The sequence below is a fragment of the Streptomyces sp. NBC_00005 genome, from assembly GCF_045160215.1.
Classification (GTDB): domain Bacteria; phylum Actinomycetota; class Actinomycetes; order Streptomycetales; family Streptomycetaceae; genus Streptomyces.
The window spans coordinates 8,324,524-8,350,863 of record NZ_CP108316.1; the positions used below are offsets into that span (position 1 = coordinate 8,324,524).

Annotated in this window: 29 protein-coding genes; 20 read left to right on the plus strand and 9 right to left on the minus strand. The window is 71.8% G+C overall.

The window, feature by feature from the left end; translation table 11 throughout:
• Positions 1-46 precede the first annotated feature (46 nt).
• From OG303_RS38025 to OG303_RS38045, 5 genes are all read left to right on the plus strand, one after another.
• Positions 47-1,447 carry a hypothetical protein gene (locus OG303_RS38025; RefSeq protein ID WP_405874285.1) on the plus strand — a complete coding sequence of 467 codons (1,401 nt, stop codon included), beginning with the start codon at positions 47-49 and terminating at the stop codon, positions 1,445-1,447.
• A 151-nt stretch (positions 1,448-1,598) separates the two neighbouring features.
• On the plus strand, positions 1,599-2,363 hold the full coding sequence (locus tag OG303_RS38030) for a hypothetical protein (RefSeq protein ID WP_405874287.1): 765 nt from the start codon (positions 1,599-1,601) through the stop codon (positions 2,361-2,363).
• A 90-nt stretch (positions 2,364-2,453) separates the two neighbouring features.
• Positions 2,454-4,052, plus strand: coding sequence for an ABC-F family ATP-binding cassette domain-containing protein (locus OG303_RS38035; protein ID WP_405874288.1), 1,599 nt, complete (start codon positions 2,454-2,456; stop codon positions 4,050-4,052).
• Between the two features lie 335 nt (positions 4,053-4,387).
• Entirely contained in the window at positions 4,388-4,609 is a 222-nt protein-coding gene (locus tag OG303_RS38040) for a helix-turn-helix domain-containing protein (RefSeq protein ID WP_004002281.1), read from the plus strand.
• Between the two features lie 131 nt (positions 4,610-4,740).
• Positions 4,741-5,544, plus strand: a complete 804-nt coding sequence (locus OG303_RS38045) for an enoyl-CoA hydratase/isomerase family protein (protein ID WP_405874290.1) — start codon at positions 4,741-4,743, stop codon at positions 5,542-5,544.
• Positions 5,545-5,548: 4 nt separating this feature from the next.
• Here OG303_RS38045 and OG303_RS38050 read toward each other — a convergent pair whose 3' ends face one another.
• Positions 5,549-6,280 (minus strand): nucleopolyhedrovirus P10 family protein, encoded by a 732-nt coding sequence (locus tag OG303_RS38050; RefSeq protein WP_405874292.1) that lies wholly within the window; start codon positions 6,278-6,280, stop codon positions 5,549-5,551.
• 88 nt (positions 6,281-6,368) lie between these two features.
• Between OG303_RS38050 and OG303_RS38055 the strand changes: the two genes are divergently transcribed.
• From OG303_RS38055 to amaP, 5 genes are read left to right on the plus strand one after another with little or no spacing between them, the layout of a single operon-like run.
• Complete coding sequence (locus OG303_RS38055) at positions 6,369-6,857, plus strand: Asp23/Gls24 family envelope stress response protein (protein WP_405874294.1); 489 nt, start codon at positions 6,369-6,371, stop codon at positions 6,855-6,857.
• A 44-nt stretch (positions 6,858-6,901) separates the two neighbouring features.
• Positions 6,902-7,087, plus strand: a complete 186-nt coding sequence (locus OG303_RS38060; protein ID WP_242774341.1) for a hypothetical protein — start codon at positions 6,902-6,904, stop codon at positions 7,085-7,087.
• Positions 7,084-7,503 (plus strand): Asp23/Gls24 family envelope stress response protein, encoded by a 420-nt coding sequence (locus OG303_RS38065; RefSeq protein WP_405874296.1) that lies wholly within the window; start codon positions 7,084-7,086, stop codon positions 7,501-7,503. The genes OG303_RS38060 and OG303_RS38065 overlap by 4 nt, the downstream gene beginning before the upstream one ends.
• Positions 7,500-8,156 (plus strand): DUF6286 domain-containing protein, encoded by a 657-nt coding sequence (locus OG303_RS38070; protein ID WP_405874298.1) that lies wholly within the window; start codon positions 7,500-7,502, stop codon positions 8,154-8,156. The genes OG303_RS38065 and OG303_RS38070 overlap by 4 nt, the downstream gene beginning before the upstream one ends.
• Positions 8,157-8,161: 5 nt before the next feature.
• A complete protein-coding gene (gene amaP, locus OG303_RS38075) occupies positions 8,162-8,740 on the plus strand; it encodes an alkaline shock response membrane anchor protein AmaP (protein WP_405874300.1) in 579 nt (192 codons plus the stop codon).
• Between the two features lie 45 nt (positions 8,741-8,785).
• Here the strand turns inward: amaP and OG303_RS38080 are convergent, their stop codons facing one another.
• From OG303_RS38080 to OG303_RS38100, 5 genes are read right to left on the minus strand one after another with little or no spacing between them, the layout of a single operon-like run.
• Positions 8,786-9,541 (minus strand): SDR family oxidoreductase, encoded by a 756-nt coding sequence (locus OG303_RS38080; protein WP_405874301.1) that lies wholly within the window; start codon positions 9,539-9,541, stop codon positions 8,786-8,788.
• Positions 9,542-9,546: 5 nt separating this feature from the next.
• On the minus strand, positions 9,547-11,331 hold the full coding sequence (locus tag OG303_RS38085) for a glycoside hydrolase family 15 protein (protein ID WP_405874303.1): 1,785 nt from the start codon (positions 11,329-11,331) through the stop codon (positions 9,547-9,549).
• A 34-nt stretch (positions 11,332-11,365) separates the two neighbouring features.
• Complete coding sequence (locus tag OG303_RS38090) at positions 11,366-11,656, minus strand: hypothetical protein (protein ID WP_405874305.1); 291 nt, start codon at positions 11,654-11,656, stop codon at positions 11,366-11,368.
• Positions 11,653-12,240 (minus strand): RNA polymerase sigma factor, encoded by a 588-nt coding sequence (locus tag OG303_RS38095; protein ID WP_405874307.1) that lies wholly within the window; start codon positions 12,238-12,240, stop codon positions 11,653-11,655. The genes OG303_RS38090 and OG303_RS38095 overlap by 4 nt, the downstream gene beginning before the upstream one ends.
• Positions 12,237-13,775 carry a sodium:solute symporter gene (locus OG303_RS38100; RefSeq protein ID WP_405874308.1) on the minus strand — a complete coding sequence of 513 codons (1,539 nt, stop codon included), beginning with the start codon at positions 13,773-13,775 and terminating at the stop codon, positions 12,237-12,239. Before OG303_RS38100 ends, OG303_RS38095 begins: the two co-directional genes overlap by 4 nt.
• 164 nt (positions 13,776-13,939) lie before the next feature.
• Here OG303_RS38100 and OG303_RS38105 point away from each other — a divergent pair, with 164 nt between their 5' ends.
• From OG303_RS38105 to OG303_RS38120, 4 genes are all read left to right on the plus strand, one after another.
• Entirely contained in the window at positions 13,940-14,152 is a 213-nt protein-coding gene (locus tag OG303_RS38105; protein WP_403455193.1) for a DUF3311 domain-containing protein, read from the plus strand.
• 140 nt (positions 14,153-14,292) lie between these two features.
• Positions 14,293-16,392, plus strand: a complete 2,100-nt coding sequence (locus OG303_RS38110; RefSeq protein WP_405874309.1) for a carbon starvation CstA family protein — start codon at positions 14,293-14,295, stop codon at positions 16,390-16,392.
• Positions 16,389-16,577, plus strand: coding sequence for a YbdD/YjiX family protein (locus tag OG303_RS38115; RefSeq protein ID WP_405874311.1), 189 nt, complete (start codon positions 16,389-16,391; stop codon positions 16,575-16,577). Before OG303_RS38110 ends, OG303_RS38115 begins: the two co-directional genes overlap by 4 nt.
• 251 nt (positions 16,578-16,828) lie before the next feature.
• Complete coding sequence (locus tag OG303_RS38120) at positions 16,829-17,761, plus strand: hypothetical protein (protein WP_405874313.1); 933 nt, start codon at positions 16,829-16,831, stop codon at positions 17,759-17,761.
• 3 nt (positions 17,762-17,764) lie between these two features.
• Here the strand turns inward: OG303_RS38120 and OG303_RS38125 are convergent, their stop codons facing one another.
• The 3 genes from OG303_RS38125 to OG303_RS38135 form a co-directional block, all read right to left on the minus strand.
• On the minus strand, positions 17,765-18,556 hold the full coding sequence (locus OG303_RS38125; protein WP_405874315.1) for an SURF1 family protein: 792 nt from the start codon (positions 18,554-18,556) through the stop codon (positions 17,765-17,767).
• 63 nt (positions 18,557-18,619) lie between these two features.
• Positions 18,620-18,853, minus strand: coding sequence for a hypothetical protein (locus tag OG303_RS38130; RefSeq protein WP_405874316.1), 234 nt, complete (start codon positions 18,851-18,853; stop codon positions 18,620-18,622).
• A gap of 83 nt (positions 18,854-18,936) precedes the next feature.
• On the minus strand, positions 18,937-19,929 hold the full coding sequence (locus tag OG303_RS38135; protein ID WP_405874317.1) for a DEDDh family exonuclease: 993 nt from the start codon (positions 19,927-19,929) through the stop codon (positions 18,937-18,939).
• A 182-nt stretch (positions 19,930-20,111) separates the two neighbouring features.
• Between OG303_RS38135 and OG303_RS38140 the strand changes: the two genes are divergently transcribed.
• The 6 genes from OG303_RS38140 to OG303_RS38165 all read left to right on the plus strand — a co-directional run bounded on the left by OG303_RS38140 (position 20,112) and on the right by OG303_RS38165 (position 26,331).
• On the plus strand, positions 20,112-20,909 hold the full coding sequence (locus OG303_RS38140; protein WP_405874319.1) for an acetoacetate decarboxylase family protein: 798 nt from the start codon (positions 20,112-20,114) through the stop codon (positions 20,907-20,909).
• Positions 20,909-21,793 (plus strand): SDR family NAD(P)-dependent oxidoreductase, encoded by an 885-nt coding sequence (locus tag OG303_RS38145; protein WP_405874321.1) that lies wholly within the window; start codon positions 20,909-20,911, stop codon positions 21,791-21,793. The genes OG303_RS38140 and OG303_RS38145 overlap by 1 nt, the downstream gene beginning before the upstream one ends.
• A 21-nt stretch (positions 21,794-21,814) precedes the next feature.
• The gene (locus tag OG303_RS38150; RefSeq protein ID WP_405874322.1) at positions 21,815-23,107 is read left to right on the plus strand and encodes an amidohydrolase family protein; all 1,293 of its coding nucleotides are present in this window, start codon (positions 21,815-21,817) and stop codon (positions 23,105-23,107) included.
• Entirely contained in the window at positions 23,104-24,336 is a 1,233-nt protein-coding gene (locus OG303_RS38155; protein ID WP_405874324.1) for an amidohydrolase family protein, read from the plus strand. The genes OG303_RS38150 and OG303_RS38155 overlap by 4 nt, the downstream gene beginning before the upstream one ends.
• 84 nt (positions 24,337-24,420) lie before the next feature.
• A complete protein-coding gene (locus OG303_RS38160) occupies positions 24,421-25,131 on the plus strand; it encodes a VIT family protein (protein WP_405874325.1) in 711 nt (236 codons plus the stop codon).
• A 153-nt stretch (positions 25,132-25,284) separates the two neighbouring features.
• Positions 25,285-26,331, plus strand: a complete 1,047-nt coding sequence (locus OG303_RS38165) for a zinc-dependent alcohol dehydrogenase family protein (protein ID WP_405874327.1) — start codon at positions 25,285-25,287, stop codon at positions 26,329-26,331.
• Positions 26,332-26,340 lie beyond the last annotated feature (9 nt).

Here is a 26,340-nt window from a genome sequence, read left to right on the forward strand (position 1 = left end):
GACATTCCGTTTGGGTTTTCGGACCGTCAACCGGAAGACTGCACCCGTGACGTCCCGTATCCCGCGCGACTCCAGGCTTCGACTCGTCCGCCCGCGACCCCTGGCCGCCGCCCCCACAGCTGTGAACCAGCGGCGCCCGCGCCGCCCCGCGCCCCGCCCTCCGGAGGGCACACCGGCGCCCGCGGAGCTGGCCAGAATGGCTCGCTCCGGTCTGGCCGCCGCGGCCCGCGTCGCCCGCTGGGCCGACGCCGCGCTCGGCCCGGGCAGCGACGGCGCGACCGCCGACGGCAAGGCCACCCTCGCCGACGCGAGCGCCGAACGGGCCTCCCGGGACCTGGGCCTGACCGTGGCTCAGGTCCGCGCCGACTGGGACACCGCCCGCCTCGCCGGCCTCGTCGAGGTGCACGGCGACAGCGCCCGCCCCGGCTGGCGGCTGCGTGCCTGGAACCGCGACGACAGCGCCGTACTGCGCGGCTGGGTCGCCCTCTTCGACGCCTGGTCGCTCGCCCACGCGGAGCCCGCGGAGCACGAGCCGGCCGCCGTCGCCGAGGTCGTCTCGGCCATGCCCCAGGTGCTCTCCTTCCTCCAGCTGTCCGCCGGGCCGGTCCCGGTCGACCAGCTCCTCGACCTCCTGGAGCAGCGCGTCACGGAGCTGCGCACCGAGCGCTGCGAGATCCCCTACGGCCCGCAGCCCGACCCCCTGCAGCAGCCGCAGGCCGACGACACCCCGCTCGCCCCCCTCCTCGACTGGGCCCTGCACGCCCTCGCCTCCGTCGGTGCCCTCACCTACGGCGACGCACAGGCCACGCTCACCCCGCTCGGCAGCTGGGCGGTCTGGGTCAAGCTGGAGCAGATCTGCGTCGCCGCGCAGAGCCCCGCCGGGAACATCGAGCAGGCCGCCGAGGACATGCTCCGCGGCTGCGCCCAGCTCCGCCCCAACGCCGCCCGCGCCGAATACCGCGCCTGGCTCGCCGCCCGGCCCGTCGGCAGCGCCGTCACTGAACTCATCGACGCCGCCCGCGGCGACGACGCCCTGCTGCGCGGCCTCGCCTTCGAGGCGCTCCGCGTCGTCGGCGCCCCCGCCGAGCCCGACGTCAGCGCCGTGGCCGACGAGCCCACGCTGCGGCCCTACGCCCTGCTGTGGCTGGCCGAGCACGACGGCGTCGACCCCGAGGACGCCCACGAGGTCCTCACCCGCCAGGAGGCCACCTGGCTGTGGGTCGACACCGCCGCCGCCGTCGCCGACCACGGAGAGGCCCCGATGCTCGTACGGCACCTGGAGTCCGCCGTGCAGCCGACCGTCCCCTCGCTCCTGGACGAGGTGCGCGCCGTCGGCCATCCCCGCACCGTGCAGGTCCTGGTCGCGCTCGCCGCGGCGCACCCCGACCCCGCCCTGGCGAAGGCCGTACGCCGCGCCGCCTTCCAGGTCCACACCGGCGGCAGTTAGTCACGGACCGGGCGTCAGGATCCCGGCGAGGGGCCGAACGAGGGACCCACCCCCACTCGCCCGCCGTGTCACGACGCCATATCCGACCGCTGCCCGCTCGCGTGGCTACGCTCTGCGCCGGATTCCGAGGGCAATGGGTGCCGAAGGGGGCATGGTGGTCGTTCTGCCGGTCGAGGTGACGGAGCCGAGCCCCGCCGCCCCGGGGCCCACCGGGCGTCCCGAGTTTCGCCGCCTCCTGCCCGCCGCCCTCGCCCTCCTCCTGGCGGCGCCCGTCCTGGCCGCCGCCCACCAGGCCCGCCCGGTCCCCTACGGAGACCACCTCACCGTCCACGCGCGCGTGCAGCACGGCTCCGCACAGGGGCCGACAGCACTGCGGACCCGCAGGACGACCGTCGAGGCGTACGACCGCACCACCGTCGAAGTCCGGTGGCGCTACGCACGCGAGGGCCACCGTCCGCTCGCCGTGCTCCCCGCGCGCGGGGACGCCATCACGCTCTGGGACGACGGACTGGTCACCGCCACCGACGGCGCGTCCGTCCGTTGGCACCGCGCCCTCCCCGCGGCCGCCGACTGGCTTCCCGCCCAGGGCGGCACCGGAGTCCTGCGCCCCCTGGGCCGAGGGATCCTCGCCGTCGTCACCCCGGCCCGAATCACCGCCTACCGCATCGCCGACGGCGACCTGCGCTGGGTGCTGCCCGCGGGCGAAGGGTGCGCCTTCCTTCCCGGGCGTGCCGTTCGTCACGCCGGAGCGCTGATCGTCGCCCGGCCCTGCCCGGAATCGACGTGGACGTCCCAGCTCATCGCCGTCGACGACCTGGGCCGGATCACTCCGCACCGCACACCCCTCGGCAACGACCTCCCCGGTGGGCGGCCCGAACACCCGAACACAGAAAAAGTGGTTGCACAGCGCCGTTAGACTTGGCCCATGGCCATTCTCCTCGCGCATTAGACGGCGGGAACGCCTCAGCCGCCCACCCGTCACCCCTGTCTGCCTTGGAGCCTGTCCGTGATCTCCGCCTCCGGTATCGAGCTGCGCGCCGGTGCTCGCGTCCTCATCGAGTCCGCCTCCTTCCGAATCGCCAAGGGCGACCGCATCGGCCTGGTCGGCCGCAACGGCGCCGGCAAGACCACCCTCACCAAGGTCCTGGCCGGCGACGGCATCCCCGCCGGGGGCACCGTCACCCGCTCCGGCGAGGTCGGCTATCTCCCGCAGGACCCGCGCACCGGCGACCTCGACATCCTCGCCCGCGACCGTGTCCTGTCCGCGCGCGGTCTCGACGTACTGATCCGCAAGATGCGCGAGAACGAACAGCGGATCGCCAACGGTCAGGGGTCGACCCGCGAGAAGGCGCTGAAGCAGTACGAGCGCCAGGAGACGGAGTTCCTCACCAAGGGCGGGTACTCCGCCGAGGCCGAGGCCGCCACCATCGCCGCCGCGCTCAACCTGCCCGACCGAGTGCTCGGCCAGCCGCTGCACACGCTCTCCGGCGGTCAGCGCCGCCGTATCGAACTGGCCCGCATCCTGTTCTCCGACGCGGACACCCTGCTGCTCGACGAGCCCACGAACCACCTCGACGCGGACTCGATCGTCTGGCTGCGCGACTACCTGAAGACCTACCGCGGCGGCTTCATCGTCATCTCCCACGACGTCGACCTGGTCGAGACGGTCGTCAACAAGGTGTTCTACCTGGACGCCAACCGGGCCCAGATCGACATCTACAACATGGGCTGGAAGCTCTACCAGCAGCAGCGCGAGGCCGACGAGAAGCGCCGCAAGCGCGAGCGGCAGAACGCCGAGAAGAAGGCCGCAGCACTGCATTCGCAGGCCGACAAGATGCGCGCCAAGGCCACCAAGACGGTCGCCGCGCAGAACATGGCCAAGCGTGCCGACCGGCTGCTCGCCGGACTCGAGGCGGTGCGCCAGAGCGACAAGGTCGCCAAGCTGCGCTTCCCCGAGCCCGCGCCGTGCGGCAAGACGCCGCTCACCGCCGAGGGACTGTCGAAGTCGTACGGCTCGCTGGAGATCTTCACCGACGTCGACCTGGCGATCGACAAGGGCTCCCGCGTCGTCATCCTCGGCCTCAACGGCGCCGGCAAGACCACCCTGCTCCGCCTCCTCGGCGGCGTCGAGACGCCCGACACCGGCGAGGTCGTCGAGGGCCACGGCCTCAAGCTCGGCTACTACGCGCAGGAGCACGAGACCCTGGACCCCGAGCGCACGGTCCTGGAGAACATGCGGTCCGCCGCCCCCGACCTGGACCTGGTCGAGGTGCGCAAGACGCTCGGCTCGTTCCTGTTCTCCGGCGACGACGTCGACAAGCCCGCCGGTGTCCTGTCCGGTGGGGAGAAGACCCGCCTGGCCCTCGCGACCCTGGTCGTGTCCTCCGCGAACGTCCTGCTGCTCGACGAGCCGACCAACAACCTCGACCCCGCCAGCCGCGAGGAGATCCTCGGCGCCCTGCGCACCTACAAGGGCGCGGTCGTCCTGGTCACCCACGACGAGGGCGCCGTCGAGGCGCTGCAGCCGGAGCGGATCATTCTGCTTCCGGACGGAGTCGAGGACCTGTGGGGTGCGGACTACGCGGATCTCGTCGCCCTGGCTTGATCGAATGCGTGATCCACAGCGTATGGATCATTCGGCGGATCCGTGATCCATCATCTGTGTGAGATCTCCTCGTACCGAAGTGTGTCCTACATCGATTTCACGGCCGGGTTCTTTATCGACAAGGGCCCGGCCGTCGCACGTCTCTGACCTGGTGCTTCGTGAAATAACCCGTTCGGCGGTACGAACATCTCCGGGTGGAATTACAGATTCCGCTTGTGGGGACGCGCTCCTGTCGTCAAAACCCTGTCCCACGGACCTTGCCGAATGGGTGGCCATGAACGCCCGGAGGGGTGATCATGAGGGGACCAGAGCGCACTTCCCATGAGGAGGCACGGGTGGCCGAGACTCTGAAGAAGGGCAGCCGGGTAACCGGCGCCGCGCGCGACAAGCTCGCGGCAGACCTGAAGAAGAAGTACGACTCCGGTGCGAGCATTCGGGCACTGGCCGAGGAAACCGGCCGCTCGTATGGCTTCGTGCACCGGATGCTCAGCGAGTCGGGCGTCACGCTCCGTGGGCGTGGCGGGGCGACGCGGGGCAAGAAGGCCGCCTCGTCCTGATCCCGGGCGGCTCATCGGCTCTTCGATGGTGGCCACCCGGTCGGTCGGTAGATCGGCCGGGTGGTTACTGTGCAGTCACTTAGCTTTGCGCTTTAGCTTGCTCTGCTGACCGCACTCATCGGAGGCACCCCATGGCTTCGCCTGCCCAGGACCTCGGTCCGGTACTAGACAAGGACGGCGTACGGCTCACCGTCGACGACGCGATCGCCACGGTGACGCTGACCAACCCGGCCAAGCGCAACGCGCAGAGCCCCGCCATGTGGCGTGCTCTTGCCGAGGCGGGGCGGGTCCTGCCGGGCTCCGTCCGCGTCGTCGTGCTGCGCGCCGAGGGGCAGTCCTTCTCGGCCGGTCTCGACCGGCAGATGTTCACGCCCGAGGGAATCGAGGGCGAGCCGACGTTCATCGACCTTGCGCGTAGCAGCGACGGTGAACTCGACGCGAGCATCGCCGAGTTCCAGGCCGGTTTCACCTGGTGGCGGCGCAGTGACCTCGTGTCAGTCGCCGCCGTCCAGGGGCATGCCATCGGTGCGGGCTTCCAGCTCGCGCTCGCCTGTGACCTGCGCGTCGTCGCCGACGACGTGCAGTTCGCCATGCGCGAGACCAGCCTCGGGCTGGTGCCGGACCTGACGGGCACGCATCCGCTCCTCGGGCTGGTCGGCTACGCCCGCGCCCTGGAGATCTGCGTGACCGGCCGAGCTGTCCTGGCCGAGGAGGCCGTCAGCACGGGCCTCGCCAACCTCGCCGTACCGGCCGACCAGCTCGAGGGCGCCGTACGCGACCTGGCGTCGGCGATCCTTGCGGCGCCCCGGGACGCGGTGATCGAGACCAAGGCGTTGCTTCGCGGGGCGCAGGGGCGGGACTACGACGCCCAGCGCGCCGCCGAGAGGGCTGCTCAGGCGCGGCGGCTGCGGGACCTCGCGGGCCTCGGCGAGTAGGCGCTCAGCCGACCGCCGTCACCAGCACCGCCACCGTCGGATGATCCGGTAGCGCCTCTCTCACCACCGCACGGACCTCCCGGGCCACCTCCACGGCCCGGTGGTCCGCGTCCACCGCCAGTTCCACGCGCGCGTGGCGGTGCGGCAGCGCGCCCTCCTCGTGCCGCTCCTCGATGTGCACGGCCCGGCCCAGGCCGCCCGTCAGGTGGGTCACCCCCGGAACGGAAAGGGCGGCGCCCGCTGCGCGTCCCTCGTCGCCGTCGCCGGGTTCCGGGGCGCGCGGCGGCTCCGGCGGTCCTGCGGGGACGGGTTCCGGTTCCTCGCCCTGCAGGGGTTCCTCGTCCAGCAGGGCCGTGACCCGCAGGTCCACCTCCGCCACCGTCAGGCCGAGCAGCTCCGTCGCCGCGGCCGCCAGCGTCGTACGAAGAAGGGCCGCCGTCGTCGGCAGCGGCTCGGCCGCCGTCGCCTCGAACTCCGCCGTCACGCGCAGCGGTCCGGGCGGCAGGGCGCTGGGCGGGGGCGGTACGGCGGGGTCGTGGACGTCATCCGGGTCGGCGAGGGCGATCCGGAGCACGTCCAGCCGTACGCCGCGCAGGTGGTCCGCCGCGCGGCGGAGCACTGTCTCGGCCGCCCTCTCGGAGATCCATGCGCCATCGCGCGCGCCGCCCAGAGGCAGAATTCTGCCGAGCCCGAGCTGATGCCGTACTGCCCGCGTCCACCGGTCCGCCGTCGTCATTCCTCCAGCCTGCCGCATCCCTGACGCGCGATCGCGCAACCCCGCTTACGGTGGTCGGAGGGACGACGATTCGAAGGGACGTGCGGTCATGACCGACATGACGGAAAAGAATCGGACGGGGACCCTCGAGGGCGACAACGAGCCGGTGCAGACCCGCAAGGCGACCCGGCGTGGCGGGGGAGACCCGGCCGGGCGTGGGCGGACCACCATTGCCGACGGAGTCGTGGAGAAGATCGCCGGGCTGGCCGCGCGGGACGTCGTCGGCGTGCATGCCATGGGCAGCAGTGGCATTTCGCGGACCTTCGGGGCCGTGCGGGAACGGGTCCCCGGCCAACAGAAATCGGTGACGCGAGGGGTGAAGGCCGAGGTCGGCGAGGTACAGACCGCGCTCGACCTGGAGATCGTCGTCGACTACGGCGTGGCGATCGCCGACGTGGCCCGGGCCGTGCGGGAGAACGTCGTCGCGGCGGTGGAGCGGATGACCGGCCTCGAAGTGGTCGAGGTCAACATCGCGGTGAGCGACGTGAAGCTGCCGGAGGAAGAGGACGAGGAACTGGAGCAACCCCGGATCCAGTGACATGCCGGCGACGGAACCACTGACGGACAGCTGAGGAGCGCACGATGAGCATGGCCGTGGTCGGCATGATCGCCGGCATGGCGTTGGGTTTCGCCGGGTATTTCGGCGGGTTCGGTGCCTTCCTGCTGGTGGCTGCCCTGGGCGCCATCGGTTTCGTCGTCGGCCGATTCCTCGAGGGGGATCTGGACTTCGGCGACTTCTTTCGCACCCGTGACGACCGGCGGCGGTGACGCCCGTGAGCAACGGGGTCGGTGAGCTGCGTGGACCTCTGACGGTCGTCGCACCCGGCGAGCGCGGCGCGACCCGGATCGCCGACCGCGTCGTCTCGAAGATCGCCGCGCAGGCGGCGCGCGAGGCGCTGGGCGCGCTGCCCACCGCGTCCACCCGCCCCCATGCCACTGTCGTCGTCCTCCCCCACTCTCAACTTCGTTCGAGCGGGGGGACCCCCATCGGCGCCGCCCGGATCAACATCCACCTCGACCTCGACTACCCCTGCGACATCGGATCCCGTTGCGCGGATGTGCGTCGACATGTCGCTTCGCGGGTACGCGCGTTGGTGGGCATGGAGGTGCCGGAGGTCGCCGTCCACGTGGAGCGGCTGCACCTGACCCCGGCGCACGGCGCGGCACAGGGGAGGACGCGATGAGCGAGCCCCAGGGCTCCGAGGGCACCACACAACGACTGCCGGTCATCGAGAAGGAACCCGGCGGCGACGCCGACCACGGGCCGCCGCCCCCGCCGGAGAGCGAGGGCGCCCGCGAGGGCCGCTTCTGGTCCGCGCGTCGTGTCCCCGCGGCCGTCGTCGCGGTGCTGCTCCTGGGCGTCACGGGCATCTTCCTCTACGACATCGCGGCCGTCCGCGCCGACCGGCCCGCGATGAGCTGGCGTCGCGGACTCGCCCGGCAACTCGCCGAGCGCCCCCTCGACGACATCTGGGTGCTCGTCGGCGCCGGTGTCGCCGCGGCCCTCGGCCTCTGGCTGATCGTGCTCGCCACCACGCCGGGCCTGCGCGCCGTCCTGCCGATGCGGCGCCCCCACGCCGACGTACGTGCCGGACTGCACCGTGAGGCCGCCGCCCTGGTGCTGCGCGACCGCGCCATGGAGGTCGCCGGCGTCCAGTCGGTACGCGTGCGGATGCGCCGCGCCCGCGCGGACGTCAGCGCCGTCTCCCACTTCCGCGAACTGGACGACGTGCACGCCGACTTGGACAGCACGCTCGCCGAGGCGATCAGGGGACTGGGGCTCGCCCGGCCCCCCGCGCTGTCGGTCCACGTACGGCGGCCCGGACGGAAGGGATGAGGGCGATGCTCAGGACCGTCAACCGCGTGGTGATCGGGTTCGTCGGGCTCGTGCTGCTCCTGCTCGGCGGCTCCGTACTGGCCGTCGGCCTCGGCCTGCAGCCGCCCTCCTGGTGGATCCACGACAGCCGGCACGACGTACTGCTCAGCGATGCCGAGCGCACCCGCTGGCAGGACGACGGATGGTGGTGGCCGACCGTCCTCGCCGTACTGGCCGTCCTGTTCCTGCTCGCCCTGTGGTGGCTGACCGCGGTCCTGCGCCGGCGCCGCCTCACCGAGGTCCTGGTCGACACCGGCGACGGCGAGGGCGCGTTGCTGCGGGGGCGGGCCCTGGAGGGCGTACTGGCGAGCGAGGCGGGCCAGTTGGACGGCGTCGCCCACGCCCACGTCCATCTGACGGGCCGTCGCACCGCCCCCGAGACCCGCGTCCAACTCCTCCTGGAACCCCACGTGGACCCGGGAACGGCCCTGAACCACCTGACGAACGAGGCCCTGACGCACGCCCGCAACTCGGCGGGCTTGGCGGCGTTGCCGGCAGAGGTCCGCCTGAAGGGGGTCAAGCACCGTGCGGAAAGGGTCAGTTGAGCGCCCCTTCAGGGGTGCGACCGATCAACCCCCACTCAGCGGCACTCAGAATCCGTGCCGCATGCCCCCGTCCACAGGCACCATGATTCCCGTCAGGTAGGAAGCGGCGGGAGACAACAGGAATGCGGTCGTCCGCCCGAACTCCTCCGGCTTCCCGTACCGCCGCAACGGAATCCGCGACTCATTGGCCGCCCGGGTGGCCTCCGGATCCGCAGACAACCCGTCCAGCTCACGCACTCGATCCGTGTCAATGCGAGCCGGCAGCAACCCCACGACCCGAATCCCCCGCGGCCCCAATTCATCCGCGATCGACTTGGCGAACCCGGCCAGCCCCGGCCGCAGACCGTTCGAAATGGTCAGCCCGGGAATCGGCTCATGCACCGAGCCGGACAGCACGAACCCGATCACGCCCCCGGCGTCGAGTTCCGCGGCAGCGGCCCGCGCGAGCCGGACCGCCCCCAGGAACACCGACTCGAACGCGGACTGCCACTGCTCGTCCGTGTTGTCGGCGACAAACCCGGGAGCCGGCCCGCCGACGCTGATGAGGATGCCGTCGAAGCCGCCGAACCGCTCGCGCGCGGCAGCGATGAGCCGCGCGGGCGCCTCCGCGTCCGCGTTGTCGACGGCGACCCCGGCCGCGTTCGGCCCCAGCTCGGCCGCCGCGTCGGCGACCCGCTTCTCGTCCCGCCCCGTGAGAACAACCTTCGCGCCGTCGGCGACGAGCTCGCGCGCGGCGGCGTTGCCGAGGCCGCGCGTGGCCCCGGTGACGACGTACACCCGGTCCTTCAGTCCAAGATCCATGGCCCCTATCCTGCCTCGTCGCCCCCGAACAGGGCGAGGGCGGTGTTCACCAGGCCGACGTGGCTGAAGGCCTGCGGGAAGTTGCCGAGCAGCCGGTCGCCCACGGGGTCGTACTCCTCGGCCAGCAGACCCACGTCGTTGGCGAGCCTCACCAGCCGTTCGAACAGTTCCCGGGCCTCCTTCCTGCGGCCCGTCATGTGCAGCGCGTCCGCGAGCCAGAACGAGCACACCAGGAACGCGCCCTCCCCGCCGGGCAGTCCGTCGACCGTCGTCTCGTCCGTGCTGTAGCGGCGCAGGAAGCCGCCGTGGTCCAGCTCTTCGCGGATCGCGTCGATGGTGCCGACCACGCGCGGGTCGTCGGGCGGCAGGAAGGCGACGCGCGGGATGAGCAGGAGAGCGGCGTCGAGTTCGCGGGAGCCGTAGGACTGCGTGAAGGTGTTCCGCTCGGAGTCGAATCCCTTGTCGCACACCTCGCGGTGCACTTCGTCGCGCAGCTCGCGCCAGCCGTCGAGGTCACCCTCCAGCTTCGGGTTCTTCTCCAGGGTTCGCACGGCACGGTCCGCGGCCACCCACACCATCACCTTCGAGTGCACGAACTGACGGCGGCCGCCGCGCACCTCCCACAACCCCTCGTCGGGCTGTCGCCACTCCGAGCGCAACCAGTCGACGAGGGCGACCTGAATCGCCCACATGTGCGGCTTGGTGGACAGTCCCGCGTCGCGGGCCAGCGCCAGCGAGTCCATGACCTCGCCGTACACGTCCAACTGCAGCTGTTCCACGGCCTGGTTGCCGATGCGTACGGGCGCCGACTGCGCGAAGCCGGACAGCCACGGCACCTCGAACTCGGGCAGTCGTCGCTCGCCGGCCAGGCCGTACATGATCTGCAGGTCGGCCGGGTCACCGGCGACGGCGCGCAGCAGCCAGTCGCGCCAGGCCTCGGCCTCCTCCCGATAGCCCAACGACAGTCCCACGTTCAGGGTGAGGGTGGAGTCGCGCAGCCAGCAGTAGCGGTAGTCCCAGTTGCGGACGCCGCCCAGCTCCTCGGGGAGCGAGGTGGTGGGCGCGGCGACGATGCCGCCGGTCGGCCGGTAGGTGAGGGCCTTGAGGGTGATCAGAGAGCGGACGACGACGTCGCGGTACGGGCCGTCGTAATGGCACCGCTTCGACCACTTCTGCCAGTCCCGGACGCTGGCGCGCAACACCTTGTACGGGTCGATGAGCGGCGGGCGCGGTTCGTGCGAGGGGTGCCAGGTGAGGACGAACGCCACCTTCTCGCCCTCCTCGATCGTGAACTCCGAGTACGTACTGAAGTCCTCGCCCCAGGTGTGCACATGGGGTTCGCTGCGCAGCCAGACCGAGTCGGGGCCGGCGACGGCCACCCGATGCCCGCCGGACTTGCGCACCCAGGGAACGATCGAGCCGTAGTCGAAGCGGATCCGCAGCGTGCTGCGCACCGTCACGCGGCCGCTCAGGCACTCGACGACGCGTACGAGGTCGGGGGCGCGGTCGCGCTGCGGCATCAAGTCGGTGACGCGCACCGTGCCTTCGGCGGTCTCCCACTCGGTGTCCAGGACCAGGGTGTCGGGGCGGTAGGAGCGGCGGGTGCAGGGTCCCTCGGCGCCTTTGGGCGCGATGCGCCAGTAGCCGTTGTCCTCGTCGCCGAGCAGCCGGGCGAAACAGGCCCCCGAGTCGAACCGGGGCAGGCACAGCCAGTCCACGGAGCCGTCCAGGCCGACCAGGGCCGCGGTCTGCTCGTCGCCGATGAGGGCGTAGTCCTCGATGCGGTGCACGGAGTTGCGAGTTCCCGGTGCGGGGGCGGGGCAATCAGGGGAGGGGCCGGGGGAGTGACGAATGGGTCACGGCGGTCGTCGAGAAGATCACGCCCGCGTGCGACGGCGTCTGGTTCAGCACCCACAGGCCGATCAGCGTGGCCAGGGCGAACACCACGGTGATCAGTACGGCGAGGACGAGCCGTCGGCGTCGTTCGCGCCGCAGCCATTCGCCGCGTGCCGTGCGATAGGCGTCCGGGGCGGCATGCACCCCGTCGGCGAGCGCGGCGAGGGCCTCGCTCAGTTCCCGCTCCGTGCGGTCCGGACTGGTGCCACGATGCGTCATCGCCGGGCCTCCATCGCCTGGGTGAGAGCGGCGAGGCCGCGTGCCGTGTGTGTCTTGACCGAGCCGGCGGAGATCCCCATCGCGGCGGCGATCTCGCTCTCCTTCAGCCCGAGCCAGTGCCGCAGCACCAGTGCCTCGCGCTGCCGGGCCGGCAGCACCTGGAGCGCGTCGATCAGGACGCGCTGGTCGTCGCGCAGCAGCGCCGCGCTCTCGGCGGAGGCGACGGTCTCGTCCGGCGGAACGGGCGGGTTCTCCACGTGCCTGCGGGCGACCTGGAGGTGACGTATGCGCATCCGGGTCAGATTGCAGACGGTGGAGCGCAGATACGCCTCCGCCGCCTCGACGTCCCGCAGCCGCCGCCACTTGCGGTAGATCTGGTAGTACGCCTCGGCCACCACGTTCTCCGGGTCGTCCGCGCCGAGCAGCACGGCGAGGCGCAGCATCGAGGAGTAGTGCAGCTCGAAGAGCCGGGCGAGAGCGGCCTCGCGCTCCACCTCGGCCGGGTCGGCCAGGGCGGGTGCGAGGGTCTCGCCCGGTGGCTCGACATACGGCTCCGGCAGGGGAGTTGGGTGTCTGCGTCTCACGGTTGGTGCGCTCCCGTCTCCGGGTGCCGCCTGATGGTCAGGCGGGACGGCAGGTCGGTCAGGTCGGCGCCGCGCGGGACACCGAGGCGTTCGAGGGCAGCGGTGCCGGCCACCGCGACGATCAGGTTGAGCAGGAGGGCGGCGAGCCCGGCGTAGATCTCCAGCGGTCCGAAGCCGAGGGCCACGATGGACGAGAACCCCTCGCGCACGACCATGTAGGTCCCGGCCAGCATGCCCACGCCCCACCCGGCCAGCAGCGCCCGCGGGTGCAGGCGGCCGGTGAACAGGCCGACGGCCACGGCCGGGAAGATCTGCAGGATCCAGACCCCGCCGAGCAGTTGGAGGTTGACGGCGTCCTGGTCGCGCAGCCCGAACACGAACGCGACCGCCCCCACCTTCGCCGTGAGCGACACCGCTTTGGCGATGCGCACCTGCCGCTTGGGCGTGGCCGTGGGATGCACGTATTCGACGTACACATTGCGTACGAAACTCGTGGCGGCCGCTATCGACATCACCGCGGCCGGGACCAGCGCCCCCACGGTGATCGCGCCGAACACCAGCCCGGCCAGTGGCCCCGGCATCAGCCGGTCCACCAGCATCGGTACGGCCGACTCGGCGCCGCCCTTCGGCGCGCGCACCCCGGCCGCGAGGGCCGCGATGCCGAGGAACCCGAACAGGGCGAGCAGCCCCGTCCAGGCGGGCAGGGCCACGCAGACCTTGCGCAGGGTGCGCGGCCCGTCGGCGGCGAACCCGGCGGTCAGCACATGCGGGTACATCAGCAGGGCGAGCGCGGAGCCGAGGGCGAGGGTGGCGTAGGCGGGCTGCTGCGCGGGCGACAGCAGAAGCGGAGTCCCGAGCCGCCGCGCCGCCCCGTCGAAGACCGGGCCCGGCCCGCCGAGCCGTTCCAGGACCAGCCAGCACACGGCGGTGAGCGAGACGAAGACCGCGACGGCCTTGAGCGCCGAGATGACCGTCGGCGCCCGCAGCCCGTGCCGGTAGGTGGCCACCGCGAGCCCCGCGAACAGCGCCACCATCACCAGGTCCCCGGCCACGCCCCGCGGATACACGCCCCCGGCCGTCAACACCGCCCTTATACCGAGCAGTTGCAGCGCCAGATACGGCATCGTCGCCAGGATCCCGGTCAGCGCGACGACCAGGGCCAGCGGCGGCGACCCGTACCGGCCGCGCACGAAGTCGGCGGCGGTGACGTAGCCGTGCCGGCGGGCCACCGTCCACAGGCGGCTCAGCAGCACGAAGGCGAGCGGACAGACGATCACCGTGTACGGCACGGCGAAGAAGGCGGGCGCCCCGTTGCCGTACGCGAGTCCCGGTACGGCGGTGAAGGTGTACGCGGTGAAGATCGTGCCGCCCAGCAGGAACCAGGTCCACACCGGACCCAGGCTCCGGTCGGCCAGCGCCCAGCCCTCCAGGGACGGCAGCCGGTCGCTCGGGTGCAGGCGCCGCGCGGTGACGGCCAGCAGCGACGCTCCGCCGATCACGGCGAGAAACGTCGCGGTCATGGCGCCATCGGCCATGGGTCACCGTCCTTGGTGTGTGCCCTCGCGGGAGAGTTGCGCGGGCGGCCGGAACGGATGACACGGAACCGGCGGGAAATTTCCCGGAAATTCGCTGTCAACCGGATCCGGGGAGTGGGCAACTCTTGCACAGACCCACAGCGAACGGGAGAGGAGCGCAGGTCATGGCACGGACCGGTCATCACCGGCTACGGCGCGTCGCGATCGCCGTACTGCTCCTCGCACCCGCCGCGGGTCTGCTGTGGGTCCCCTGGTACGCCGGCGCGGAGCCGCGGCTGGCGGGCACGCCGTTCTTCTACTGGTACCAGCTCGCCTGGGTGCCGGGGTGCGGCCTCTGCCTGCTCGCCGCGTACGCGCTGACGGACCGACATCGCTGAGCCGCATTCCCCGCCGAGGGCACACCCCCGGTTCGCCCACCCGTAGTTCGCACACCCCGTAGTTCGCACACCCGTAGAGGTGAGGAGCCGCCATGCCCGCGTCCGCCCTTCAGGCGCCCGAAAAGCCAGAAAAGACACGTATGTCACCACGGTCGGTCCTGCTGTGGGCCACCGTCTCCCTGCTCGGCGCGGTCGCCTGGGGCGTCCTCGCCCTGGCCCGGGGCGAGAAGATCTCGGCGGTCTGGCTGGTGGTGGCCGCGCTCGGCTCGTACGCCATCGCCTACCGCTTCTACTCCCGCTTCATCGTCCGCCGCATCCTGAAGCCGGACGACCGCCGGGCCACGCCGGCCGAACGCATGGAGGACGGCGTCGACTTCCACCCCACCGACCGCCGGGTGCTCCTTGGCCACCACTTCGCCGCCATCGCCGGCGCCGGACCGCTGGTCGGACCGGTGCTCGCGGCGCAGATGGGCTACCTGCCCGGCACGATCTGGATCGTGGCCGGGGTGATCTTCGCGGGAGCGGTGCAGGACATGGTGGTCCTGTTCCTCTCGATGCGGCGGGACGGCAAGTCGCTCGGGCAGATGGCCCGTGACGAGATCGGCCGGGCGGGCGGGGCGGCGGCGCTGATCGCAGTGTTCGCCATCATGATCATTCTGCTGGGCGTGCTGGCCCTGGTCGTGGTCAACGCCCTCGCGCACTCCCCGTGGGGCACCTTCTCCGTCGCGATGACCGTCCCCATCGCCCTGTTCATGGGCTTCTGGCTGCACCGCATCCGCCCCGGCCGGGTCGTGGAGACCAGCCTCATCGGCGTGGTGCTGCTCCTGCTGGCGATCGCCGGCGGCAGCTGGGTCCAGAACTCCTCGCTGGCGTCCACCTTCACCCTCAGCCCCACGACCCTCGTCTTCTGCCTGATCGGCTACGGTTTCGTCGCCTCCGTGCTCCCGGTCTGGATGCTGCTCGCGCCGCGCGACTACCTCTCCACCTTCATGAAGATCGGCACCATCGCGCTCCTCGCGGTGGGCGTCGTGGTCGCCGCGCCCGTGCTGCACGCGGACGCGGTCAGCAAGTTCGCCACCTCGGGCGCGGGCCCGGTCTTCGCCGGCTCCCTCTTCCCCTTCCTCTTCATCACGATCGCCTGCGGCGCCCTGTCGGGCTTCCACGCCCTGGTCTCCTCCGGCACCACGCCGAAGCTGATCCAGAAGGAGTCCCAGATCCGGATGATCGGCTACGGCGCCATGCTGATGGAGTCGTTCGTCGCGATCATGGCCCTGATCGCCGCGGCCACCCTCGAACCCGGCCTGTACTACGCGATGAACGCCCCCGCCGGACTGCTCGGTACGACGGCGGAATCGGCGTCCCACGCGGTGGCGGGCCTCGGCTTCACCATCACCCCCGACCAGCTGACGCACGCCGCCAACGCGGTCGAGGAACAGACCCTGATCGCCCGCTCCGGCGGCGCCCCGACCCTGGCGGTCGGCATGTCGGAGATCTTCTCCGGCATCTTCGGCGGCACCGCCATGAAGGCCTTCTGGTACCACTTCGCGATCATGTTCGAGGCACTGTTCATCCTGACCACCGTCGACGCGGGCACCCGGGTCGGGCGCTTCATGCTCCAGGACATGCTCGGCAACGTGTGGAAGCCGATCGGCCGGGTCAACTGGAAGCCGGGCATCTGGCTGTGCAGCGGCCTGGTCGTGGCCGCCTGGGGCTACTTCCTCTACAGCGGCGCCACCGACCCGCTCGGCGGAATCAACCAGCTCTTCCCGCTCTTCGGCATCGCCAACCAGCTGCTGGCCGCCGTCGCCCTCACCGTCTGCACGACGGTCCTGATCAAGTCCGGCCGCCTGCGCTGGGCCTGGGTCACCGCCGTCCCGCTCGCCTGGGTGGTGGCGATCACCTTCACCGCGGGCTGGCAGAAGATCTTCTCCGACGACGCCAAGGTCGGCTTCTTCGCCCAGCGCGCCAAGTACGCCGACGCCATCGACGCCGGTCAGGTGCTGCCGCCGGCCAAGAGCCTCGACGACATGCACACCGTGGTCACCAACTCCACCGTCGACGGCGTCCTGATCGCACTGTTCCTGCTGCTGGTCGCGGTCGTGATCGTGAACGCGGCTGTGGTGTGCGTACGGGCCGTGCGGTCGCCCGAAGCGCTGCCGACCACCGAGGCGCCGTACGTCGAGTCCCGTATCGAGGTGCCCGAGCAGGCCGGCGAACCCCTGGTCGGGGCCCGGTCATGAACGCCCGACAGTGGGTGCGGACCGTGCACTGGTACCTGCGGGAGCTGACCGGCGAGGCCGAGTACGACCGCTACTGCGAGCGTCACCGGCGCCACCACCCGCACGCACCTGTCCCGACCCGCCGCGAGTACCAGGTGGTGCGCACACTGCACCGCGAGACCCACCCGCAGGGCCGCTGCTGCTGACCGCGATGGCCGGCCGATCCGGCCGGACGTCCGGCAGAGCTGCCGGGCCGGTCCGACGCCCGGCCGACCCGCCGGACAGGCCCGAGGGGCGGGCGCCCGACCGGGCGCCCGCCCCTCGTCGCTCACTCGTCGCTCACTCGTCACTCGTCACTCGTCACTTGTCATTCGGCATTCGTCATTTCTCGTACCTCGTACCTCGTGCCTTGTACGAGACCGGGACCGGGACACAGGAGCAAGGGGAACAGGACCCGATGTTCAGACGCCGACCAGCCCTGCTGATCCGTCCCGAACTCGACGACCACGCGCTGCACTCGGCCCTGGAGGAGCTCCGCCCCGGCCGGCAGCTCCACGGCCTCGGGGTGGATCGCAGCCGTCCGCTCTGGGAGCCGGTCGCCGAGTTGCTGGGCGACACGGGGCGGGACTGGGACCGCCGGGTGCACCGGGTCTCGGTGCTGGCGCGGAACCTGCCGCCCTCGGTCTCCGAGCGGTGGGTCGCCGCCCGGCCCGGCGACGGGGACGCCCTGGTGCTGCGGGCATGGGAGCGGTCGGTGCGGGCCGCGGACGAGGGCCGGGGCGCCGCCCGCGAGGCCGAACAGGCGTGTCTGCGGGCCGCCGAGTACTGCCCCGAGGACCCGACTCCCTGGCTGGCGCTGCTGGAGTTGATGCACTCCTTCGCCGTCCCGGTCAGCGACGCGGTTCCCGTGTGGAGCGAGGCCGTCACCCGCGCCCCCTGGCACCGGACCGCCTACCACCAACTGCTGCGCTATCTGTCCCCGCGCGGACACGGCACGGTCGTCGACATGCTGGACTTCGCCCGGCAGGGCGCGGCCCGTGCACCGCACGGATCACCGCTCGCCCTGCTCCCCGTCGCGGCCCGGGTGGAGCTCGTCGCCCACCGGCAGCGGCAGATGTCCCTCGGGGCCGACGGCCACTGGCACGAACCCCGGGCGGCCGACGAACTGGCCGCGGCCCTGACCGGCTGGTTCGGCACGACCGCCGCGCCACACGCCGAGGTCGTCCTCGACCTCAACGTCCTCGCCTTCGCCCTGATCCGGACGCACCGCCCGGCCGAGGCCGCCGCCGTCTTCCGGCGCATCGGCCGCCATATGACGCCCCATCCGTGGAGCCTGCTGCCCGAGCCGGAGCGCACGTTCCTGTACTGGCGGGACAGCTTCGGACGGTGAGAGTCAGACCGCGGCCGGCTCCGCCTGAGCCGCGTCCTCGTCGGCCGCCTCCGTCCGGTCGCGGCGCTCCCGCCGGACCAGGACCCACCAGCCGTACGGGACGCCCGCGGCGAACAGCCACCACTGGATCATGTACGCGTAGTTCAGCGGGGCGTCTTCCTGGCCCGGATCGGAGATCTGCTCCGGGGTGTCGCCCTTCGGCTCCGGCGCCGTCTGCTGGATGTAGCCGCCGAGCACCTCGGCGCCCAGACGGCGGGCCTGCTCCTCGCTGTTGATCAGCATGATCTGCCGGTCCGGCAGCCCCTTGAGGTCCTTGATGCCGCTCGCCGCGGTCGTCTCGTCGGGCATCAGCCGCCCGCTGACGGTGACCTGGCCGCTCGGCGGCGCGGGAACCTTGGGGAACGCGGTCTGGCTCGGACCGTTCGAGGGGATCCAGCCCCGGTTGATCAGCACGACCTTGCCGTCCGTCAGGACGAACGGGGTGAGGACGTGGTAGCCGACCTCGTCGTCCTCGTTGGTCCGGCGGCGGACGACGACCTCGTCCTTGGTGTCGAAGTGACCCGTCGCCGTAACCGTGTGGTACCGGTCGTGAGTGGTGACGGCGTGCCCGGGCGAGGTCATGTCCTCCACCGGCACCGGCTTGGCGTGCAGCGCGTCGGAGACCAGCTGGTTGCGGGCGCTGCGCTCCTCGTAGCGGTGCATCTGCCAGATGCCCAGCCTGATCATCGTGGGGATGAGAAGGAGGGCGACCAGCGTGAGGATCACCCACTGCCGGGTCAACAGGAAGCGGTACACCCCACGACCGTACAACTCGGTCGTGGGGTGCATTCAGGCGGGTGCCGGTCGGGGCTTTCGGACTCACACCTTGTCGACGATCCCCGCCTTCCCCGCCGAGCGGGCGCAGTGGGCGCCGCAGTACCACTGACCCTCGACCTCGACACCCTGACCGATGATCTGCACCCGGCAGTGCTCGCAGATGGGTGCCATGCGATGGATCGCACAGGAGAAGCAGTCGAAGACATGCACCGCGCCCTGCGCGTGCACCTCGAAGGTCATTCCGTAGTCATTACCGCAAACTTCGCATCTCGCCATGCGCCACAGGGTGAGCCGTCGGCGCCGCGCGGGCGAGCGGGTGCCGGGCGAGTCGCGCACCAATCACCCGTCCGTACGGCTCCTCAATCCGAGGCCGGCTCGACATCCCTGAGCAACTGCCCGAACGCCGCCTCGTCCACCACCGGTGTGCCGAACTGCCGGGCCTTGACCACCTTCGACGTACCCGAGTCGGGGTCGTTCGTGACGAGCAGGCTGGTCAGCCGGGACAGACTCGTCGCCACGTGCAGCCCGGCCTCGACCGCGCGGTCCTCCAGCAGCTCCCGCTCGATCGAGGTGTCTCCGGAGAAGGCGATCCGCATGCCCTGCTTGAGCGGTTTGCCGTCTTCGAAGCGCCCCGGGTTGGGGTAGGGGCAGGCGGGCCTTTTGCGGGCGGGGCGCCAACTGCTCGGCCGGTAGCTGCCGTAGCCGCCGCCCGCCTGCTGTCCGATCCGCGGCGCCGGCCGGTCCGCCCACTCCGTCAGCGGCCGGCACTCGTGCAACGGCAGCCGTACACCGCCGGCCGCGGCCGCTCTGAGGCTCGGCCGGAACGCCTCCGCCAGCACGCGCGCGTCGTCCAGCGCGTGGTGCGCACGCTGCTGTACGACGCCGAAGTGCGCGGCCAGCGACTCCAGCTTGTGGTTGGGCAGCGGCAGGCCCAGCTCCTTGGAGAGCGCGATCGTGCACAGCCGCTGGCGCACCGGCGCCTCGCGCTCCGCGCGCGCGTACTCCCGCGCGATCATCTGCCAGTCGAAGACCGCGTTGTGCGCGACGAGTACCCGGCCGTCCAGCCGGGCGGCGAACTCCTCGGCGATGTCAGTGAAGAGGGGTGCGCCCTCGAGTACGTCGCTCGTCAGACCGTGGATCCACACGGGCCCCGGGTCCCGCTCCGGATTGACCGTCGTGTACCAGTGGTCCTGGACCTCGCCGCGCGCGTCCAGGCGGTACACGGCCGCGGAGATGATCCGGTCGTCGCGCGCCAGCCCGGTGGTCTCCACGTCGACGACCGCGTATCCCTGCGGATACGCGGTCGGCCACTCTGTCGGGGAGGACGCTGCGGTCGCGAGGTCTTCGAGCATGGTCCCAGAGGATACGGGCCGACACTGACAGTCCTGTCCGTCAGGTGCCCTTGCGCGGCGGTCTGTTCGAGTGCCGCGAATGGCGCGAATGTCTGTGCGCGCGGCTATGGACCTTTTCGGCGCCCGGTGCAAGCGTGCTGCCCGCCCGGCGTGTGACGGTCGACGGAAGGGCGGTACGGCGTATGGCACGCGTACGGTACGGGGCACGGACCGAGGCGGAGATCGCCGCCGCGCGCACAGCGAGCGCACAGCTTCCCGACATCTGGTCCACCGGTGTGGCGGCCCTCTGGGAGACCGACCCGGACGCGCTCGCGGCCGTCCTTCCGCCGCCCCTGAAACCCACGGGCCGGCCCCTGGTCCGGGTGAACATCAGCAAGGTCGACCTGCCCGGATACCCGCTCGGCGCGGGCTCGTTCGCGGTCTCGGCCAGTCATGCCGACGTCGACGGCTGGTACCCGCTCGTCATGCCGATGACCCACGAGCGGGCCCTCACCGGCGGTCGCGAGGTCTTCGGGGAGCCCAAGAAGCTCGGCGAGGTGACGGTCGAACGGGAGGGGCTCGTCGTGCACGCCTGGATGGCCCGGCACGGCATCGCCTTCGTCGAGGTGCGCGGTGCGGTCGGCGAGGAACTGCCGCTGCCGGAGCCGAGCCGGAAGACCGACTTCTACTTCAAGTTCCTTCCCGCGGTGGACGGTTCGGGCTTCGACGCCGATCCGGTGCTCGTGCACTGCCTGCGCAACGAGAAGGTGCGCCGGCTGGAGCGCGTCACCGGGGACGTCGTCCTGCGCGAGTCCATGTACGACCCCGTGGCCGACCTCCCGGTCCGCCGCCTCCTCGAGATCACCCTCGGCGAGAAGACGAGCGACCAGCGCGGCAGGGTCGTCGAACGGGTCGCCGCCGAGGCCCTGTTGCCGTACATCCACCAGCGCTACGACGATCCGCGGCAGATCCTCGACGCGCCACCGGAGGGGAGCCACTGATGGAGCTTCACGCCGGACAGGTCGCCGTGGTCACCGGAGCGGCGAGCGGGGTCGGGCTCGCGATGGCCCGGCGGTTCGCGGCCGAGGGCATGAAGGTCGTCCTCGCGGACGTCGAGGAGGGGGCGCTGGACAAGGCCGCCTCCGAGCTGCGCGCCGAGGGCGCCGACGTGCACGCGCGCGTGGTCGACGTCGGCGAGCGTCAACAGGTCCTGGATCTCGCCGAGTCGGTGTACGAGACGTACGGGGCCGTGCACGTCCTGTGCAACAACGCCGGCGTCGGCTCGGGCGCCGAAGGGCGTATGTGGGAGCACGAGCCGAACGATTGGAAGTGGGCCTTCGCCGTCAATGTGTGGGGCGTCTTCCACGGCGTCCAGGCGTTCGTTCCACGGATGATCAACTCGGGTCAACCCGGTCATGTCGTCAACACGTCCTCCGGCGACGGCGGTATCTCCCCGCTGCCCACCGCCTCCGTCTACGCCGTCACCAAGGCGGCCGTCGTGACGATGACCGAGTCCCTCTACGCCCACCTGAGAGCCGAGCACGCGCGCGTGGGAGCGTCGGTGCTCTTCCCCGGGCCGCACATGCTGCGCACCGGCCTGTGGGAGTCGCACCGCAACCGGCCCGCGCGGTACGCGAAGGAGCGGCCGCGCCGGACGCCGTACCGCAGCCTCGGCCAGTGGGAGGCGGCGATGCGCGCCGCGGGCAAGGAGGTCAACTTCACGCCGGTGGAGGAGGTCGCGGAGCTCGTCGTCGACGGCATCCGCGCGGACCGCTTCTGGCTGCTGCCGCCGAGCGAGCACAGCGACGCCCAGATCCGCGCGCGGGCCGGGTCCATGCTCGACCGCACGAACCCGTCGTACCTCGAAAGCTTCATTCTCGACTAGTCGTTCTCGACCGAGGGGGCCATGGTGACCGACCAGAACCAGGACCCGTACCTGATCATCTCCTCCGACTGCCACGCCGGGCTGCCCACCGAGGAGTACCGGCCCTACCTGGACGCCCGCTTCCACCGGGACTTCGACGGCTTCCTCGCCGGGCGCGACCGGCGCCGCGCGGAGATGACGCGGCTCGGCATCCGCAACGAGGCGTTCGCGACGAAGTGGTTCCAGGACAACGAGGAAGGCCTGCGCGGGGGTTGGGACACCGCGCAGCGACTGAAGGAACTCGACGGCGACGGTGTGGCCGCCGAGGTCGTCTTCCCGGACGCCGACGCCGTGGACAGCCGGACGGCAGCACCCTTCGGCGTCGGCCTGGGCCTCTCCGGCGACCAGGACCCGGAGTTGGGCATGGCGGGCGCGCAGGCGCACAACCGCTGGCTGGCGGACTTCGTGTCGGAGCACCCCGAACGGCACTGCGGGGTCGCCCTGTTGCCGATCACGGCGGACGCCGAACGGGTCGTCGCCGAGGTGTACCGCGCCAAGGAGTCCGGCCTCGGCGCCCTGATGATCCCGTCCATGTGGGTCGACAAGGAGCCGTACCACGACCGCCGCTACGACCCGGTGTGGGCGGCGGCCGCCGAGTGCGGGATGCCGGTGGTGACGCACTCGGGCGCCGCCCCGCGGCACGAGTACGGCGACCACCTCGGGATCTTCGTCTCCGAGGTCACCTGGTGGCCCGCCAGGCCGTTGTGGTTCCTCCTGTGGTCCGGCGTCTTCGAGCGCCACCCGGGCCTCAAGTTCGGTGTGGCGGAGTCGGGTTGCTGGTGGCTGCCGAACCTCCTGTGGTTCATGGACCGCCTCTTCCTGGGCGCGCACGGCGGCAAGAAGCTGTCTCCGTTCCAGGAGGTGAAACGGCCGCCGCACGAGTACCTGGACCGCCAGGTCTTCATCTGCGCGACCAACACCAAGCGCCGTGAACTGGCCCAGCGCTACGAGATCGGCGTCGACAACATCCTCTGGGGCAGCGACTTCCCGCACCCCGAGGGCACCTGGCCCGACACGCGCGCGTGGCTGCGGCGCACCTTCCACGACATCCCGGTCACGGAGACGCGCCGCATGCTGGGCCTGGCGGCCGCGGAGGTCTTCGGCTTCGACGCCGAGAGGCTGACCCCGCTGGCCCGCCGCATCGGCCCCACCCCGGCCGACCTCGGCCAGCAGGACGACCAGGAGGCCGTGGCGGTGTCCTGGGCGCGCTCGCGCGAGGTGGGCCGGCACTGGTTGACCGACCACGACTTCCCGGTACTGGGGGCGGACCGATGACCACGGACGAGCGCTACACCGTCATCTCCGCCGACTGCCACGCGGGCGCGGACCTCCTGGACTACAAGCCCTATCTGGAGAAGCGGTACCACGACGAGTTCGACGCGTGGGCGGCGACGTACGTCAATCCGTACGAGGACCTGCTCGCCGACACGGCCGACAAGAACTGGAACTCCGAGCGCCGGGTGGCGGAGTTGGAGGAGGACGGCATCGTCGCGGAGGTGCTGTTCCCGAACACCACCCCGCCGTTCTTCCCGTCCGGCTCCCTGACGGCCCCCGCCCCGACCGCCGAGGAGTTCGAGCGGCGCTGGGCCGGGCTGCGCGCCCACAACCGCTGGCTCGCGGACTTCTGCTCGGCGGCACCGGGCCGGCGGGCGGGGGTCTTCCAGATCCTCCTGAACGACGTCGACGCGGCGGTGCAGGAGATCAGGTGGGCCTCCGGGGCGGGTCTCAGGGGCGGTCTGACGCTGCCCGGCACGCCGCCGGGCTCGGGTCTGCCGGAGCTCTACTCGCAGGCGTACGACCCCATCTGGGCGGTCTGCGAGGAACTGGGCGTCCCCGTGAACCACCACGCGGGCACGGCGTCCCCGCCGCTGGGCGACGAACCGGCCGCGCGCGCGGTGTTCATGGTCGAGACGACCTGGTTCTCCCACCGAGCCCTGTGGCACCTGGTCTTCGGCGGTGCCTTCCGCCGCCACCCCGGGCTGAAGCTGGTGCTGACCGAGCAGGGCTCGGGCTGGATCCCCGGGGTGCTCGAGATGCTGGACTACTACCACGGGCGCCTGGTCGCGGCCGGGACGAAGGCGAACACCGCAGAGGCCAAGTTCGGCGCGGGCCTCGCCGCCCGCATGGGCAAGCCACCCTCGGAGGTGTGGCGCGAGAACTGCTTCGTCGGCGCCAGCTTCATGCGCGCCCACGAGGTGCCCCTGCGCGACCGCATCGGCATCGACAAGATCATGTGGGGCAGCGACTATCCGCACGACGAGGGCACGTATCCGTACTCCCGCGAGGGCCTGCGCATCGCGTACGCGGGCGTGCCGCGCGACGAGGTCGCCGCCATGGTCGGCGGGAACGCGGCCCGCGTGTACGGCTTCGACCTGGACCTGCTGGACCCGATCGCGGCGAAAGTCGGGCCGACGGTGGCGGAGTTGGCGGAGCCGCTGACCGAACCACCGGCGGACGCGACGAGCCCGGCGTTCGCGCGGGGAGCGTCGGTACGGGTCTGGTGACGGCAGTTCGGGTCAGTTGACGCCCGTACGGGTCTGATGACGTCGGTACGGTTCTGGTGACGTCCGGGGTGGGATCCTCCGGGAGTGACGGAACCAACGCACGACGAGGCGCACAGTGGCTCACTGGGCGAGCGGCTGAACTGGCTGCGAGCGGCCGTGCTGGGCGCGAACGACGGCATCGTCTCCACCGCCGGTCTCGTCGTCGGTGTGGCCGGCGCGACGGACGACCGCTCGGCCCTGCTCACCGCCGGGCTGGCGGGCCTGCTGGCCGGGTCGATGTCGATGGCCGCGGGGGAGTACGTGTCCGTCTCCACTCAGCGGGACTCGGAGAAGGCCGCCCTCGCCCTGGAGAAGCGGGAGCTGCGGGAGCAGCCGGAGGCCGAACTGGCGGAACTGGCCGGGCTGCTCCAGGAGCGGGGGATGTCGCGCGAGGTGGCCCGGGAGGCGGCTGAGCAGCTGACGGAACGGGACGCGCTCAGGGCGCACGCGCGCGTGGAGCTCGGCATCGACCCGGACGAGCTGACCAACCCCTGGCACGCGGCGTGGGCGAGCTTCGTGTCGTTCACCGTGGGGGCGCTGCTGCCGCTGCTGGCGATCGTGCTGCCGCCCGCGGAATGGCGGTTGTGGGTCACCGTGGTGTCGGTACTGGCCGCGCTCGCGCTCACCGGCTGGTCCAGCGCACGGCTGGGCTCCGCCGCGGCCGGCCCGGCGGTCCTGCGGAACGTGGTGGGCGGGGCGCTGGCGATGGGCGTCACCTACGCGGCCGGGACGCTGCTGGGGGTGGCGGGGGTGTAGCGGGCACACGGCCCGGCTCTCGGCCGCGACCGCGCCGTTCCCCCTGGTCCGCGGCGCCCTCGCGGGCGACGCGCGACGACGACGGCGTACCGTGAAGGGCGCTCGACCACCCCCTGAGCGCACCCACGACACCGCACGAGAAGGATCCTCGCCATGCGCGCCACCACCATCCACGCCCCGTACGACACGCGCGTGGAGGACGTCCCCGAGCCCGTGGCGCAGCTGCCCACCGACGCCGTCGTGCGGGTGCTGCGCGCCTGCATCTGCGGCAGCGACCTGTGGGCGTACCGCGGCGAGGCGGCCAGGCAGCCGGGGCAGCGCATCGGGCACGAGTTCCTCGGCATCGTCGAGGAGACCGGCTCCGAGGTGAGCACCGTGCGCCGGGGCGACCTCGTCGTCGCGCCCTTCATGTGGTCCGACGGCGTCTGCGACTACTGCCGCGAAGGCCTCACCACCTCCTGCGAGCACGGCGGCTTCTGGGGCGCGGTCGGACACGACGGCGGCCAGGGCGAGGCCGTGCGCGTGCCGTTCGCCGACGGCACCCTCGTGCAGCTCCCCAAGGACGCGGCCTCCGACGACCACCTGCTGTCCGCCCTGCTGACCCTCTCCGACGTCCTCGGCACCGGCCACCACGCCGCCCTCGGTGCGGGTGCTCGCCCGGGCGCCACGGTCGCCGTGGTCGGCGACGGAGCCGTCGGCCTGTGCGCGGTGCTCGCCGCCAAGCGGCTCGGCGCGGAGCGGATCATCGCACTCGGCCGCCACGAGGTCCGTACGGACATCGCGCGCCGCTTCGGCGCCACCGACGTCGTCGCCGAACGCGGGGACGCGGCCGTCGAGGCCGTGCGCGAACTCACCCGCGGACAGGGCGCGCACTCCGTCGTCGAAGCCGTCGGCACCGAGCAGTCCATGCGTACGGCGGTCGGCATCACCCGCGACGGCGGCGCGATCGGCTTCGTCGGAGTGCCGCACGGCAGCGGCACCGGTCTCGACCTCGGCGTCATGTTCGACCGGAACATCGCGCTCCGCGGCGGCGTCGCACCGGTCCGCGCCTACATCCCCGAGCTGCTGCCCGGCGTCCTGGACGGCGCCCTCGACGCCTCGCCGGTCTTCGACATGACGGTCGGCCTGGAGGGCGTCCCCGACGGCTACAAGGCGATGGACGAGCGCACGGCCCTCAAGGTGCTCGTCATCAACGGTTGATCAAGCCCC

Excerpts from the sequence above, each read along its gene's own strand:
- OG303_RS38030 (WP_405874287.1), top strand. The coding sequence starts at position 1,599 with ATGGTGGTCGTTCTGCCGGTCGAGGTGACGGAGCCGAGCCCCGCCGCC.
- OG303_RS38045 (WP_405874290.1), top strand. The coding sequence starts at position 4,741 with ATGGCTTCGCCTGCCCAGGACCTCGGTCCGGTACTAGACAAGGACGGC.
- OG303_RS38050 (WP_405874292.1), bottom strand. The coding sequence starts at position 6,280 with ATGACGACGGCGGACCGGTGGACGCGGGCAGTACGGCATCAGCTCGGG.
- OG303_RS38055 (WP_405874294.1), top strand. The coding sequence starts at position 6,369 with ATGACCGACATGACGGAAAAGAATCGGACGGGGACCCTCGAGGGCGAC.
- OG303_RS38060 (WP_242774341.1), top strand. The coding sequence starts at position 6,902 with ATGAGCATGGCCGTGGTCGGCATGATCGCCGGCATGGCGTTGGGTTTC.
- OG303_RS38070 (WP_405874298.1), top strand. The coding sequence starts at position 7,500 with ATGAGCGAGCCCCAGGGCTCCGAGGGCACCACACAACGACTGCCGGTC.
- amaP (WP_405874300.1), top strand. The coding sequence starts at position 8,162 with ATGCTCAGGACCGTCAACCGCGTGGTGATCGGGTTCGTCGGGCTCGTG.
- OG303_RS38080 (WP_405874301.1), bottom strand. The coding sequence starts at position 9,541 with ATGGATCTTGGACTGAAGGACCGGGTGTACGTCGTCACCGGGGCCACG.
- OG303_RS38090 (WP_405874305.1), bottom strand. The coding sequence starts at position 11,656 with ATGACGCATCGTGGCACCAGTCCGGACCGCACGGAGCGGGAACTGAGC.
- OG303_RS38100 (WP_405874308.1), bottom strand. The coding sequence starts at position 13,775 with ATGGCCGATGGCGCCATGACCGCGACGTTTCTCGCCGTGATCGGCGGA.
- OG303_RS38105 (WP_403455193.1), top strand. The coding sequence starts at position 13,940 with ATGGCACGGACCGGTCATCACCGGCTACGGCGCGTCGCGATCGCCGTA.
- OG303_RS38110 (WP_405874309.1), top strand. The coding sequence starts at position 14,293 with ATGTCACCACGGTCGGTCCTGCTGTGGGCCACCGTCTCCCTGCTCGGC.
- OG303_RS38115 (WP_405874311.1), top strand. The coding sequence starts at position 16,389 with ATGAACGCCCGACAGTGGGTGCGGACCGTGCACTGGTACCTGCGGGAG.
- OG303_RS38120 (WP_405874313.1), top strand. The coding sequence starts at position 16,829 with ATGTTCAGACGCCGACCAGCCCTGCTGATCCGTCCCGAACTCGACGAC.
- OG303_RS38130 (WP_405874316.1), bottom strand. The coding sequence starts at position 18,853 with ATGGCGAGATGCGAAGTTTGCGGTAATGACTACGGAATGACCTTCGAG.
- OG303_RS38135 (WP_405874317.1), bottom strand. The coding sequence starts at position 19,929 with ATGCTCGAAGACCTCGCGACCGCAGCGTCCTCCCCGACAGAGTGGCCG.
- OG303_RS38140 (WP_405874319.1), top strand. The coding sequence starts at position 20,112 with ATGGCACGCGTACGGTACGGGGCACGGACCGAGGCGGAGATCGCCGCC.
- OG303_RS38145 (WP_405874321.1), top strand. The coding sequence starts at position 20,909 with ATGGAGCTTCACGCCGGACAGGTCGCCGTGGTCACCGGAGCGGCGAGC.
- OG303_RS38150 (WP_405874322.1), top strand. The coding sequence starts at position 21,815 with ATGGTGACCGACCAGAACCAGGACCCGTACCTGATCATCTCCTCCGAC.
- OG303_RS38155 (WP_405874324.1), top strand. The coding sequence starts at position 23,104 with ATGACCACGGACGAGCGCTACACCGTCATCTCCGCCGACTGCCACGCG.
- OG303_RS38165 (WP_405874327.1), top strand. The coding sequence starts at position 25,285 with ATGCGCGCCACCACCATCCACGCCCCGTACGACACGCGCGTGGAGGAC.